Here is a 14000-nt window from a genome sequence, read left to right on the forward strand (position 1 = left end):
TGCACTGCATAGCCTGTACAATTGTTATGATGACTTGAGCAAATTTTCCTGTCCTGACAATCATAAGGCCGGTCAAGACCGGCCTCGTTGATTATTCTTTTATACAGACAGAATCAAATTATTCTGTAGGAATTTTGATTTCGCCGTTGATGATTTTTTCTTTGTACTCGTCCACTTTGGCAAGTGTCTCAGCAGAAACATTTTTCGTCGAAGTATCAGCGATACCTACACCGTTTTCTTTCAAAGTCAGGTTCTCAGCTCCGCCTTTGAATGTTCCATCGATAATTTCTTGGTTTACGCGCTTAACAGCTTCGTCAACTTTTTTGATCATAGAAGTCAGTGTTATTTCATCACCAAACTCCAGGGATTGGTCTTTATCTACACCGATAACCCAAACGTCTTGACCTTGTTCCTTACGAGCGATTGCTTCTTTGAACACACCATTACCAGTAGCACCGGAAGCGTGGAAAATGATATCTACGCCTTTGTTGTAGAGTGTTGCTGCTGCTGCTTTACCCAGGTCAGGCTTATCAAATGCGCCTGTGTAGTTGGAAATGAACTCAGCATTAGGATTAACAGCTTTAACGCCTTCTCTGAAACCAACTTCAAACTTTTTGATCAGTGGGCTTTCCATACCGCCAACAAAACCAATTTTGTTCGATTTCGTTGTCAGACCTGCTACAACACCTACCAAGTAAGAACCTTCTTCTTCAGCAAATGTTACCGATTTAACGTTAGGAGCATCAACAACACTGTCGATGATCGCGAGTTTGGAATCAGGATTTTGTTCAGCTACAGTCTTGATCGCATCAGCCAATTGGAAACCGATACCCCAAGTCAGATCATATCCACCTTTAACGAACTCGTTCAGGTTCGGAATGTACTCTTCATCGGATTTACTTTGCAGGTATTTAACAGCTACACCTGTTTCAGTTTCAGTTGCTTGCAGAGCTTCCCAAGCGGATTGGTTAAACGATTTGTCGTTAACGCCACCTACGTCAGTAACCATACCGATTTTCAAATCGGATTTAGCTTCAGTGTTTTCGCCACCTGTATTTCCTCCGGCATTTGTTTCCTCTTTCGGTTTGCTACCGCAACCTGCGAGCATAACCGATACTGCCAGCAACATGACCAAAGACAAGCTGAGCATCTTTTTCATTTCTCTGTTCCCCCTTAATGATATATACCTAATTCCTGTTCAGGCCAAAACGGAACGGATCAACAGATCGATAATATGGCTTTTATGCAGAATGTATGGTTTCTTCGACATTAAAAGCGCATTCTTACCCCTCAAAGATTGTGTCACCTGTCGAAAAACCGAACATTATGACATGAAGAGAAAAGTTTAGGACTAGCCTACTAGAGGTGATTATACATTCAACCCGTGGTAAAATCCAGATGTTTCATCACCAATTATCACTTATTTTTGTTCTTTTTTTGTTGAAAGCGCTTAATATTTTAACGGTTTAACACACTAACGTTACAATGATGTAATGTTAGATAACAAAAACTTACCATACCTTCTGGTGTGAAGTGGTAATCCTCTGTTTTTGTTTGCATTATTTCACCGTTCGTATTTTATGTATTTAGACATTCTGTTATTCACTAATCCTATGCTTCCATTGTGTCCTTACAGGCCGCAACATATTCGCTCAAACACCGGTATTCTCTTTAACCGATCCTCTTTAAGCCGTAAAAAAAGCCGCCATAGGTACGGCGGCTTGCATAAACAGTTTTAAGCGTTGATTTTGCCTTTAGCTACAGTAGCCAAAGAGTTGAACGCATTGATGTCATTCACGGCCAGATCAGCCAACATTTTGCGGTTCATGTCTACACCAGCAAGTTTCAAACCATGGATCAGTTTGTTGTAAGACAAACCATTCATACGTGCTGCAGCATTGATACGAACGATCCACAGTCTGCGGAAGTTACGTTTGGTGTTGCGACGGTCACGGTATGCGTAAACCAGGGATTTCATTACTTGCTCATTAGCTGTTTTAAAAATACGGTGTTTGGAACCGAAATAACCTCTTGCCAGTTTCAAAACCTTTTTATGACGACGACGTACTACAAAACCGCCTTTTACTCTTGCCATATTAAAGAACCTCCCAAATAAATATTAAATGTATCCGTAGTATGTGTACGGCCTAAGCCGATCCCCCATACGGATTTACTATTTCAAGTTAGCCAGACCTTGTTTCAAACGTCTTACGTCCCCGGCAGCCATAACTGGGTTACCGTTCAGAACGCGCTTAGCACGTTTTGATTTATGGGAAAGCAAGTGGTTTTTGTGAGCTTTGTAACGAAGGACTTTACCGGAACCGGTAATTTTGAAGCGTCCTTTCAAACTGCTGTGTGTTTTCATTTTAGGCATTTTGTGTTTCCTCCTTCAATGTTATCAGGCTTTAGGAGCCAGAATCATGATCATACTGCGGCCTTCCAATTTTGGCTGACGTTCAATGGTGCAAAGTTCAGCAACTTCCACCTTAACACGCTCCAAAATCCGTTGACCAATGGCGGCATGCGCAATTTCACGTCCGCGGTAACGAACGGAACATTTTACCTTGTCGCCTTCTTTCAAAAACTTAACTACATTACGAAGCTTCGTTTGATAATCATGCTCCTCAATATTGGAACGGAACCATACTTCTTTAATGTCAACAATTTTCTGGTTCTTACGGGCTTCTTTGTCTTTCTTTTGTTGCTCATAGCGGAATTTGCCATAGTCCATGATGCGGCATACCGGCGGTTTAGCCTGTGGTGCCACATTGACCAGGTCCAAGTTCAGGTCAATCGCCATTTGCAGTGCTTCCCGAATCGGCGTGATCCCAATTTGTTCCCCTTCAGCTCCGACAAGGCGTACTTCCTTCGCCCGAATCTCATCATTAATCATGTGATCTTTACTAATAACCGTCCACCTCCAGGTCATTTTGAATATCCTGTTACACAAAAATAAAAGGGATGCCGGTTAAGCTACCGACATCCCTGTAATCAACACAATTCTTCATGAGTATACAACTTCATAAATTATTGGGATCGTTGACCAGTCAACATAAGTTGATCAGGTGAGAAGTCGGACTTCTACTTGTGATTCCATCGCTATTCATTTAACGCACTTGAATACTATACCATCCTACCGAAAGATTGTCAACACGTCTTCAATATTTTATTGGACATGTTTTCAACAAGCTCAATATTTGTTATCCCTGCTTGCTCTGCACCTCATCCAAACGTACAACACGTGTATGTTGGGTATGGCTCCATTGTTTGTTGTTCTGCGTAAAGAACGCATAGAACGTAATTGGATACCAAGAGAGCAGGTAAATCGGGAACAGGATCAGGTACAGATATACTTTGGCAAACGTAACCTTCTCCAGGGCCATGGACAACAGGAATGTCAGGATATTCAGTCCGATCGCTACAAATCCTACCCAAAGCGGGAAGTACCCGTATATGTTTGCGATATGCGGACCACTGAATATGGCTGTATCCACCCACAGGGCAGCAGTCATCAGAAACGTAAGCAGAACGACGTAGACGTTTGCGCCATACACAGCAAGGTCAAACTTCACCAAGCTTCTTTCTTTGATACTTTGCCACAGCAGCGGGAAGAAATATCTACGCGCGACTGTAAAGTGACCTTGCATCCAGCGAAGACGTTGTCTTGCAGAAGCTTTAAAAGTTAACGGTTTCTCATCAAATACTTTGGCATCATAGTTAAAAACAGGGTATACGTTACGCTGAACACTGCGCATCGTAAACTCCAAATCCTCAACCAGACTTGTCGCGCCCCAGCCAATTTCCTTGAGCAGGTTGGTCTCGAAGCACATTCCAGTACCTCCGAGGAAATTCGCCATATTCAGGTTATGACGTGACAACTGCCACAAACGGTTGATGTACCAGTACGATACACCGTATGCCGCTGTAATCCAGGAATCCTCCGGATTTTTCGTATCAATGTATCCTTGGATAACACGGGAACCATTGCACAAGTCATCGTTCATCTCAAGCAAGAAGTTACGGTCAACCAGGTTATCTGCGTCAAACATAACAACCGCGTCGTACTGACGTGGCAATTTCCACAGATATTTCAGCATCCATTCTATCGCGTACCCTTTACCCCTCAGATCGGCATTGGTACGTACACAAGCATTCAGTCCGTGCTGCCTTACAATTTGAGCCGTTCCATCCGTACAGTTGTCGCAAATGACAAACACATCGTACAGATCTTCCGGATAATCAAGCTGTTTCAAGTTCTCCATCAAGGCACCGATGACCTGTTCCTCATTGTGTGCTGCAACGAGTACAGCGAATGACTTTGTCGCCGGATAATGGTTTTTTTTCTTTTTCTTAATCAGACCGAACAGCGAAAACGTGAATTGGTACACGGCTAGCAGTGCCAGAATGACCTGCAACGTGACGAATATAGCGTCCAACATCGTTCTCTGTTACCCCCTTTTTTTCAAACCCAGATTACTTTAAGACGTTTCTCTTCCTGATTCTGCATCTTTATTTTTATTTGTGATCTGCAGAATATGACCCTGTTCTTTAGTTTACTACGCAAATATTTGAGGCAATGTTTCAAGCATGGTTATTGCCATTTGGCTGCTTTATCGATTTTGTATGCTTTTCAGCCATTTGTCAAAACCGCAATTTCACTTCCTGAAGCAGAAATGTGAACTTTAAACGCTGAATTGGCAGTTTGTGATACTGCAACCTCGCATTCATGCCTGTTATATCTTATTTTCAGCCGTTTACTTGATTTTTATTTCTAAAGTCCCTGCTTTTTTCTCCAGGCTGATACAGATTAACAGAGGCTCTATATTAAATAACGTAAACAGACCACCAAAAGTTTAATTTAAAACTCACATTTTTTTACCTCATTTCAGCCATGTTGAATCATTGTATCTTTTTTGGCTCGTCCGAGTCAAAAAGTTAAGTTGGGTGTTTATCCACTCTTTAACATGAAATTTACTTTCTTCACATGTGTTCTTCTTGAAAAGGACAACATTTAAAAATATGATAAACATATACCTGAAATAACCTCAAGTTTACGAAAAACGGTTATATATTAATCAGGACGAAACCGGACACAGCAATTCACCGGAAATACTGCCGCCAACTTGGGCGGCCTGACTGGCAGGAGGCCACTATGAGCCGTTTATTCGTAAAGTTTCAAGAGTATGATCGAAATGTATTTATGTGGATTAATGGTCGACTTCATAATCGATTTATGAACTTCTGGCTGTATTATTTCACCCATCTGGGCGGAGCAACATCTTCTATTGCAGTATCGTTGCTCATCTGGCTGCTGGCTCCCGCCCCCTGGAACACAACAGGGCTGCAAGCTTGCATTGCGCTTGCGGTGAGTCATATTCCCGTAGCCATCGCCAAAAAACTGTATCCGCGGATCCGTCCTTATCTTGCCCTGCCGGATACCATCACCTTCCGTAACCCCCTGACGGACCATTCGTTCCCTTCAGGGCATACGACCGCCATATTCTCGGTTACGGTTCCGTTTATGGTCATGGAGCCATTCTTGTTACTGATGCTACTGCCTGTTGCCTTAATTGTCGGATTTTCTCGAATTTACTTGGGATTACACTATCCCTCAGACGTACTTGCAGGAGCCACAATCGGTACTTTAGTCGCACTTGCAACAGTTGCTTTATGGACATAATGTGGATATGTTAGACTAAGGAAAACCTAGCAGGAACAGGTGAAGCAAGCGTGGAGAAAAAAAGAGTATTACTATTATCTGAAGGCTTTGGCGCCGGTCATACGCAAGCCGCTTATGCACTTTCCAGCAGTTTGAAGAAACTGTCGCCGGATGTGCAAACCAAAGTGCTTGAGCTGGGAAGTTTTCTGAATCCCAGAATGGCGCCACTTATTATTACAGCATACAAAAAAACAGTCATTAACCAGCCCAAGCTCATCGGGTATGTATACAGGCATCAATATAAAAAATCCCTGAATCGGCTGACTACACTCGCTTTGCACAAGCTGTTTTACACCCATACGCGCAGTGTTGTGCGTCAGCTCCGTCCAAATGCTATTGTATGCACCCATCCTATCCCCAGCGCAGTTATATCCAGGCTCAAGCGCCTGGGCGTACAGGTTCCGCTTTGTACAGTCATCACCGATTATGATGCGCATGGGACTTGGATCAGTCCTGAGGTGGACTTGTATCTCGTCTCAACCGATGAGGTAAAGTCCAAATTAATGCTGAGGGGTGTGTCTATTGACAAGATTAGGGTAACCGGCATTCCAATCCACCCCAATTTTTGGGAACATCCCCGACGGGATGAGATACGCAGCAAGTTCAAATTAAAAAATATGCCTACGGTGCTTGTTATGGGCGGAGGCTGGGGCATGCTCAGTGATGAAGTAGTGAACCAATTACTTACACGCTGGCATGCGGACGTACAGATTATTTTCTGCCTTGGTCGCAATGACAAAAGTCGAATCAGCATGGAACAAAACCCGCTGTACCAGAAAGAAAACATTCATATTATCGGTTATACCAAGGAAGTGGACAAATTAATGGAGGTATCCGATCTCCTTATTACCAAACCGGGCGGAATGACGTGCAGTGAAGGTTTGGCAAAAGGAATACCCATGCTGTTCCACAATCCCATACCGGGTCAGGAAGAAGAGAATGTCCATTATTTTACCGCCAGGGGTCTGGGTGAGCCGATTACCTCACTTGACGTGGTTGTAAAATGGATGAATAAACTTCTCCATCACTATCCAGATATCGTTCGTAAACGCAAACGCCAGTTGGCGCAGATCGCCAAGTATCATCCCATGCAGAGTGCACAGAGTATTATCGACCTGCTGGACCTGCGTCCCTACTCTACTGACCAAGCCAAGCCTTAACGGCTGCAAACAAGCTCTCATACCTATAGTCAAGGTGCCTTCAAATAAATGAAGGCACCTTTTTTCGATATAGAAATATGAGGGAAAGTACAAACTACTGAATACCCGAAGACTTCAAATATTCCTGCCACTGTTTGGTATACTCGGTTTGAATTTTTTCCAGACCTGCCTGTTTGGCTTTCTCCATAAATGTGTTTAATCCCGCTTCCACGTCTTCCACCAAACCTACATTAAGCGGATACAGATATTGTTTCTCAACCTGTTCAAGTGCTGCCTTTTCGGCCTGATACGGGGTCCAGTCTTCAGCAAATCCTGTAAAGATATCCGGCTTTTTGATTTTGTCCAACTCTTCAAACATGGTCAGCACATCATCGAAGGTTTTGTCATAGAGCATGAAGTCTGGATTACGCCAAGCCCAACCATTCATTCCTTCACGCGGGAATCCGTTGGTTTGAGCCTCTCCCACCATTTTGTAATAGCCATCTTGCACTTCAAAATTTTTACCTTCCACACCATATTCGGTGAGCCAGTTATAACGTTTATCCGTAACGAGTTTCTCGTAAAACGCCAATGCCTTCTCCGGGTTTTTGCTGCTCCGCGGGATTGCGAAACCGTTGTGTATCGGATGAACCGGCTGTGCAAACCCTTTCGCATTCGGGTAAGGGAAATAACCCAGCTTCCAATCCGGATGCGTGGACTGCACCTTGATTACATCAGCATTGAACTTATTCGGATTCTCTCCTGACAGAACAACAGCTGATTTTCCATTTTGCAGCAATGAGTTGGAGGTATCTTTTACATTCAGTACGTTTTTCGGAAAAAAGCCTTTATCCATCCAACGTTTGTATGTTTTCAGGTCTTCCAGATGCTGTGCTGAACCCCAATAGGACGTTATGTTTGAAGGTGTATCATACATGATGTCCAGCCCGTATGGGAGCTGCCCGGCCGTATTCACCAGCTTGGATGTCAATTGACGAATACCGTGGGTATGGTTCGCATTGCTATCCGCGATTGGCGTCATACTCGGTTCATTCGCTTTAATTCCTTCCAGATAAGCTTCAAGCGTCTCCAATGATTCCGGTTTAGGAAGATTATACTTCTCACGCAGATCCTCACGGTAGGCAATTCCTTCTGTCACATACTCTATCCAGGTGGATGGCACGGTATAGATTTTGTCATTGATTTTGACCGCATTCCACATGTCTTCGGGTACGTGGGATTTTAGCGTTGGCGCCGCTTTGGGCAGCATCTCATCCAGCGGGAGGAATGCTCCTTTTTTTGCATAAGACTGGTAGAACGTCCAATCCGCAGTAAAGATCAGATCCATCGGCTGACCGGAGGACAGCAGCAGTTTGTATTTTTGATCCCAGTCGGTCCAGGAGGTGTAGTTGAATTTTACGTTCACATTCAGATCGGCTTCAGCCAGTTTGTTGATCTCGGATTCAATCACGGGTAGATCTTTGGGTGCATCACCGAGCATGTAAAATTGCAGTGTTACCTTCTCACCTTTGTTCTCCGAAGAACCTCCCTGCTCGCTTCCTTGCGCCAATCCTCCTGAACTATTATTACATGCGGCGATTACCCCGGCGAACAGCATCAGGGCAAATACCAGAGACAGGTGCCGAAATGTTTTGTTACGCATACGCATCCTCCCTTTTAGTGTTAGACCTTATATGTTAGCGCAGATACGCCGTGGTACAGAGCGGGAAGAAAACCTTGCAGCAACCCTTCGTTCACAGCGCGTTCACGTTCTAACCTTTTACCGCCCCAATCGTAAGTCCTTTGACAAAATAACGCTGGACAAATGGATACAGGAACAAAATTGGACCCGTCACCACGATCGCCATCGCCATTTTGGTGGATTCGGTAGGTACATCCTGGCTTAGCGTGATACCGGTTCCTATGGCCATCTGATCAATGAAGGTAATCGTATTCATCGTGTTGTACAAATAAAATTGCAGTTGGTACATGTCCGGATTGTTAATGAAGAGTGATGATGTAAACCAGTCATTCCAGTAACCTAATGCAAGAAACAAACCTACGGTTGCGATCCCTGGCATCGCGAGTTTCAAAACAATACTGCAATACATGCGAAAATCATTCGCCCCATCAATCTTGGCAGATTCAATCAGTTCTTCAGGAACGGCTGAACGAATGAAATTTTTCATCAAAATAATAAGGAAAGGGGTCATCAGTCCCGGGAAAATCAACACAGTGTACGTATCCGTGAGATTGAAGTAATTGGCCAGCATAATGTACCAGGGTACCAATCCCCCACCAAACAGGGTTGTGAAGTAGATAAAGAACGAAAAGGTATTGCGGTACTTGAAGTCTTTGCGCTGCAGCACGAATCCTGCCATCGTAATCAGAAACAATCCGAGGGCAGTACCTACAACGGTTGTAAAAACCGTTACGCCATAGGCTTTGAGCACCTGGGTCGGGAACTTGAACACCATCTTGTAACCTTCAAGGGAAAAATCCGTCGGGAAAAGATGGTATCCCTCTCTTACAATCGATTCGTTGCTGCTGAACGAACCGGATAGAATGAGCAAAAACGGGAGCAAACATATTATTGAAAGAATGACAATGATGCTGTAAGCAATCACTTGAAACAGCAAGGTAAACTCCGAATCTCTGGCACGAGTATGCATAGTGGATCTCCTTTCTGCCCTGCGGGCATTCTAGAACAAGGCGTAATCTTCGTTCACTTTGCGGATGATATAATTCACGGTCATGATCAGAATAAAACCAAACAGCGACTGATATAAGCCTGCGGCAGTAGCCATGCCGATATCAAACGTCACTTTCAGGGAACGATACACATACGTATCGATAATATCCGTAGCGTTATAGAGAACACCGTTATTTCCAATAAGCTGATAAAAGAGATCGAACTGGCCTTTCATGATACTACCAAGCGAGAACAACAACAGGATGACAAATGTCGGCTTCAGCATGGGGACGGTAATGTACCAAATTCGCTGAAAGATGTTGGCCCCGTCAATTCTGGCGGCTTCGTAGTACTCATCGCTAATCCCAGTAATGGCTGCGAGGTAGATGACCATGCTATACCCCAGATTTTTCCAAAGGTAAAAAATAATGATCAGGAATACCCAAATCCACGGTGTATTGTATATGTCGATTGGGCCTGCCTCGAAACGTTTCAGTACCGTGTTCACAAAGCCGGATTCATAGTTGAACATGTTGTAAGCGATTACACTTAATAGTACAAACGAGATAAAATACGGTAAGAACATTATGGATTGCGTCATTTTTTTGAACAACCTGCCCCGGATTTCACTAAGCATAATGGCGCAAAGGATAGCCACCCCATTTCCTAATATAATGAAGGCCAGATTGTATCCTACGGTGTTGGTAGTGAGCTTCAGCAGCATTCCAGATTGCCATAGAAACTTGAAGTTTTCCAGGCCCACGAAAGGACTTCCAAACAAGCCTCCTTCAAAATCATAACGGGTAAACGCATAATAAATGCCCACCATCGGAAAATACGAGTTAATCAGAAAAAAGATCAGGGTTGGCAGCAGCATCAGGAACATGATTTTGTTTTTGTTCAATTCTTTGAGCATGGCTCGATCCCTCCCGAATTTCTTGCGGCGCGTTGCGCAGTGAAGCTCTGTTTTTATTGTAGATGCCCTCGCTGCAATCGGATACTGAATCATTCGATCAGATCATGAACGATTCTGCTCATTGCAATATGAACAAAATGAACAAACACTGAATGAACGGCAGTGTGTTCACAAATCTTGAAATCGTACATAGCCTAAACATAGTGAACAATAAAGCGAAAGTTGAACTTTAGCCAAGAAAATCGAGTATAGTCCCCCTGTCTATCATTGATGTAAACGCATACATTATATATAATTCAAGATACCATCCGTGATTCGCCACAGCCTTATATGAAGCCCAATACTTGGCTATGAAGTTATAATTCGCTCATCCAAAACAGGGAGGCACGGGGAGGACAGGACATGCGTAAACGTTCAGCGGACAGTCAGAAGGTGTTTACACGGATTTGGATTGGGGTTATTATCAGCACTGTTGCTACATTGCTCGTGGCAGCCACCATTTTGTATGTCAACTATAATCGTATTGCTCTCCGCCAGGTCTATCGCACAGATATGAACAGCCTTACCCAGACCAGTCGGGAAGTCTCCAAGATGACTGAGACCGCCAAATCATTGTCTTATCAGATTTACCAGGACTATACCATCTCATCACTTCTGCTCTATTCCAAACCGAGTATCTATGAAGTTACTTCCGCGATGAGACAGCTGGATAACTACCGGATGTCCCTTCCTTTTATCGAATCCATCTATGTATATAATTCCAAAAGTAATGATTTCTTCATTAGCTCCAATGAAGTGCGCAATGGACAGCAATCCATCACGGAAATTGACGATCAGGGGATAACAAGTATCCTTGAGCGATTTCATGAGTACAAACCTTTTGTGCCGATTCCACGTACATATCAGGTTGGTTCCACAGAAGCGACCGAAGTCAGCAGCTATACGTATCTCTGTTACGACACGATCAACGACAACGCCAAACTGAACTATGCGGTCATCGTAAACATTAAGGACGATTGGCTCAGTCCCAATATGAATTCAGTTGATCAGCCAGGCAACGCGTTTATTATCAATGAAAAAGGACAGTTATTATCCGAGTTTAACCATCGTTCTTTAATGAAAGACCTTTCCAATGAAACGTTTATACAACCGATCCTTCAAAATACAGGGCAGTCTGCTTATTTTACCGCAACGGTTGATGGAGAAAAATCATTGATTACCTACACCTCACCTGACAACCTCGGATGGCGCTATGTGCGAATCACGCCTTATGACCTGATTACCGCAGATATTCGAAATATGCGAACACATACCGTTTTGTTTTGCCTTGGACTACTCATTGCCGGACTACTCTTATCCTACCTGGTATCCCGAAAATTGTATCATCCGATTGATAAAGTCATCGTCCGTATGCGTGTAATGGAAGCAGAGCGTCGCGGAAGCTTGCATTTATTGCGGCAGGACTTCCTGCGCGGGGCTCTGCAAGGCCGGGAAACCGTAACTGGACGCATGCTGGAGGAACGAATGAAGTTTTATGGTTCGTCTATCGATGTGCATCGCCTATCCAGATTGGTGCTGCTTCGCATTGATCATTTTGCCGACTTCAGTGAGACTTATCGGGATGAGACTCAACTTGTGAAATACGCTATGATGAACATTTGTATGGAAACGGCCGACCTTTACTACCATACAGAAGCTGTGGATATGGGAGGAGATCTGATCACTTTAATCTTCAATGATAAAATACATGAGGATGGCACTCACAAACATGAATCTATTGAAGATCTGCTTCGCATGATGCAGACTGCCGTGATGACTCATTTGAAATGCTCCATTTCTTTTACGATCGGGCCAGCCGAAGAATCTCTGGAAAACAGTATTGCCGCTTATACGCGATCCGCAGAAGCATCGCTTCATCGTTTGTTTATGGGCCCTGGATGCCTGATCTATACCTCGGACATTATGGCGTATCAAACCAAAGAGTATGCTTTCCCTGTTGGAAAAGAGAGACAGCTGATCGATTGCCTGATGACTGGCAAAACAGCCGAAGCCAAACAGGTTTATGCAGACATCGTTGGTGAAACGGCAAAATATCCGTTTACTGTATTCCAATTGGCTTTATCCCATCTGACCATGACGTTGAACCATGTACGAAATACACTCAAAAAGAACAATCAGCTTACGATCGATTCCAGCTCCGACAGTTCGATGTTACCTATACATGATGCCGAGGATCTCAGTGAAGTTCACGCACACTTCTACCGGATGTTCGATGAGCTTGGATCCAAAGTAGAGGAGAAACGAACGCTTAAACACGAAGAATTAATTCGCAAAATCAACTGTATTATTGAACGGGACTATGCGGACACCAACCTCTGCCTGACTTCAATTGCCGATGAACTGGTCATGTCACCCATATACGTCAGCAGGCTCTACAAACAATTAACGTTAAAGGGACTGACGGATGTAATCAACGAGACGCGAATAGCCAAAGCCCAGCATTTGCTTATGGAGACGGATAAATCTGTTGCCAATATTGCGGAACAAACAGGATTCACGAACAGTTCTTATTTTTATCGCATGTTTAAGAAGTTCAACGGGGTTACTCCGAACGATTATCGCCGAAAAGAGCTGCATTCAGAGCTTTAGCTGAGGGAAATAACAAATGTGAGCGGGTTATGAAAAATCGTTAGTTATAAATTGAAAATGCAGATAGCAAAAAGCGTTACAAGGGCCTGGTGCCCTTGTAACGCTTTTCAAATCCAATTACTCTTGTTCCTCGTCAGACTCGTTCGCAGCTTCCCGGACTTTATACTTGTCCAAACGGATCTGTTGGTACTCGCGCAGCGCATCTTCACCAACGATCACCTCAACCCGGTGAATGTTCATGCCTTTGCCCATGAATTTCTGTTCATACTCTGTCATAACATGTTCTTCGTTCAATCCATCGCGGTGCAGATTCAGGGACAGATTGGTCATTTGCAGACCAAAGTCAGCAATCGCGTTGAGTGAAAAATCGAATAATGTCTCCGAGTCTGTTTTGAAATGGATCTGTCCCTTTTTGTTAAGGAGTTCCGTATATTTCTTCAGGAATCGTGGATGAGTCAAACGACGGCGTGCATGCTTGGCTTTAGGCCAAGGATCGCTGAAGTTCAGATAAATCCGCTCCAATTCCGCCTCTTCAAATACGTCCTCGATCTGTTCAATATTGGCCAGGGCCAGCTTCAGGTTGGGAGGTGTGTCCACTTCCGCCTGACTCCATGCTTTCCGTGCTTTCTCACTGGCACGACGAACCAGCTCATCATACATATCAATGCCGATAAAATTATATTCCGGATATTTATAACTCATTTGGCTGATAAATTGACCTTTACCCATACCAAATTCCACAAAGATCGGATGGTCATTACCAAACAGTTCAGACCATTTTCCTTTATACTGTTTGGGATCAAGAACAACGAGATCGACTTGCTGCTCCAGATTTTCACGAATCCCTTTTCTGCCACGTAAACGCATCTTATTCCTCCGTTTATC

Annotated in this window: 12 protein-coding genes; 3 read left to right on the top strand and 9 right to left on the bottom strand. The window is 43.8% G+C overall.

Going from position 1 to position 14000, the window contains the following annotated elements; all coding sequences use genetic code 11:
- Window positions 1-118 precede the first annotated feature (118 nt).
- The 5 genes from PPA03S_RS04320 to PPA03S_RS04340 form a co-directional block, all read right to left on the bottom strand.
- Entirely contained in the window at window positions 119-1159 is a 1041-nt protein-coding gene (locus tag PPA03S_RS04320) for a BMP family lipoprotein (protein ID WP_062320214.1), read from the bottom strand.
- A 576-nt stretch (window positions 1160-1735) separates the two neighbouring features.
- Entirely contained in the window at window positions 1736-2095 is a 360-nt protein-coding gene (rplT, locus tag PPA03S_RS04325) for a 50S ribosomal protein L20 (RefSeq protein WP_017689664.1), read from the bottom strand.
- 78 nt (window positions 2096-2173) lie between these two features.
- Window positions 2174-2374 (bottom strand): 50S ribosomal protein L35, encoded by a 201-nt coding sequence (gene rpmI, locus PPA03S_RS04330; RefSeq protein ID WP_062320217.1) that lies wholly within the window; start codon window positions 2372-2374, stop codon window positions 2174-2176.
- 24 nt (window positions 2375-2398) lie between these two features.
- Window positions 2399-2893, bottom strand: a complete 495-nt coding sequence (gene infC / locus PPA03S_RS04335; protein ID WP_024628309.1) for a translation initiation factor IF-3 — start codon at window positions 2891-2893, stop codon at window positions 2399-2401.
- 307 nt (window positions 2894-3200) lie between these two features.
- Entirely contained in the window at window positions 3201-4439 is a 1239-nt protein-coding gene (locus PPA03S_RS04340; RefSeq protein ID WP_062320219.1) for a glycosyltransferase family 2 protein, read from the bottom strand.
- A 713-nt stretch (window positions 4440-5152) separates the two neighbouring features.
- On the opposite strand from PPA03S_RS04340, the gene PPA03S_RS04345 reads away from it, so the two are divergent.
- Window positions 5153-5680, top strand: a complete 528-nt coding sequence (locus tag PPA03S_RS04345) for a phosphatase PAP2 family protein (protein WP_062320221.1) — start codon at window positions 5153-5155, stop codon at window positions 5678-5680.
- Window positions 5681-5730: 50 nt separating this feature from the next.
- On the top strand, window positions 5731-6879 hold the full coding sequence (locus PPA03S_RS04350; protein ID WP_062320222.1) for an MGDG synthase family glycosyltransferase: 1149 nt from the start codon (window positions 5731-5733) through the stop codon (window positions 6877-6879).
- Between the two features lie 94 nt (window positions 6880-6973).
- On the opposite strand, the gene PPA03S_RS04355 is transcribed toward PPA03S_RS04350, so the two are convergent.
- The 3 genes from PPA03S_RS04355 to PPA03S_RS04365 form a co-directional block, all read right to left on the bottom strand.
- Window positions 6974-8527 (bottom strand): ABC transporter substrate-binding protein, encoded by a 1554-nt coding sequence (locus PPA03S_RS04355; protein ID WP_062320224.1) that lies wholly within the window; start codon window positions 8525-8527, stop codon window positions 6974-6976.
- A gap of 103 nt (window positions 8528-8630) precedes the next feature.
- Window positions 8631-9530, bottom strand: coding sequence for a carbohydrate ABC transporter permease (locus tag PPA03S_RS04360; RefSeq protein ID WP_062320226.1), 900 nt, complete (start codon window positions 9528-9530; stop codon window positions 8631-8633).
- 30 nt (window positions 9531-9560) lie between these two features.
- Window positions 9561-10466, bottom strand: a complete 906-nt coding sequence (locus PPA03S_RS04365; protein ID WP_157283935.1) for an ABC transporter permease — start codon at window positions 10464-10466, stop codon at window positions 9561-9563.
- Between the two features lie 402 nt (window positions 10467-10868).
- On the opposite strand from PPA03S_RS04365, the gene PPA03S_RS04370 reads away from it, so the two are divergent.
- Window positions 10869-13115 carry a helix-turn-helix domain-containing protein gene (locus PPA03S_RS04370; RefSeq protein WP_062320230.1) on the top strand — a complete coding sequence of 749 codons (2247 nt, stop codon included), beginning with the start codon at window positions 10869-10871 and terminating at the stop codon, window positions 13113-13115.
- Between the two features lie 117 nt (window positions 13116-13232).
- Here the strand turns inward: PPA03S_RS04370 and trmB are convergent, their stop codons facing one another.
- On the bottom strand, window positions 13233-13982 hold the full coding sequence (gene trmB / locus PPA03S_RS04375; RefSeq protein ID WP_062320232.1) for a tRNA (guanosine(46)-N7)-methyltransferase TrmB: 750 nt from the start codon (window positions 13980-13982) through the stop codon (window positions 13233-13235).
- Window positions 13983-14000 lie beyond the last annotated feature (18 nt).

The sequence above is a fragment of the Paenibacillus pabuli NBRC 13638 genome (genome assembly GCF_001514495.1).
Classification (GTDB): domain Bacteria; phylum Bacillota; class Bacilli; order Paenibacillales; family Paenibacillaceae; genus Paenibacillus; species Paenibacillus pabuli.

Coding starts and splice junctions, on each gene's coding strand:
- PPA03S_RS04360 (WP_062320226.1), bottom strand. CDS start 9,530: ATGCATACTCGTGCCAGAGATTCGGAGTTTACCTTGCTGTTTCAAGTG.
- rplT (WP_017689664.1), bottom strand. CDS start 2,095: ATGGCAAGAGTAAAAGGCGGTTTTGTAGTACGTCGTCGTCATAAAAAG.
- rpmI (WP_062320217.1), bottom strand. CDS start 2,374: ATGCCTAAAATGAAAACACACAGCAGTTTGAAAGGACGCTTCAAAATT.
- infC (WP_024628309.1), bottom strand. CDS start 2,893: ATGATTAATGATGAGATTCGGGCGAAGGAAGTACGCCTTGTCGGAGCT.
- trmB (WP_062320232.1), bottom strand. CDS start 13,982: ATGCGTTTACGTGGCAGAAAAGGGATTCGTGAAAATCTGGAGCAGCAA.
- PPA03S_RS04355 (WP_062320224.1), bottom strand. CDS start 8,527: ATGCGTATGCGTAACAAAACATTTCGGCACCTGTCTCTGGTATTTGCC.
- PPA03S_RS04365 (WP_157283935.1), bottom strand. CDS start 10,466: ATGCTCAAAGAATTGAACAAAAACAAAATCATGTTCCTGATGCTGCTG.
- PPA03S_RS04370 (WP_062320230.1), top strand. CDS start 10,869: ATGCGTAAACGTTCAGCGGACAGTCAGAAGGTGTTTACACGGATTTGG.
- PPA03S_RS04320 (WP_062320214.1), bottom strand. CDS start 1,159: ATGAAAAAGATGCTCAGCTTGTCTTTGGTCATGTTGCTGGCAGTATCG.
- PPA03S_RS04345 (WP_062320221.1), top strand. CDS start 5,153: ATGAGCCGTTTATTCGTAAAGTTTCAAGAGTATGATCGAAATGTATTT.
- PPA03S_RS04340 (WP_062320219.1), bottom strand. CDS start 4,439: ATGTTGGACGCTATATTCGTCACGTTGCAGGTCATTCTGGCACTGCTA.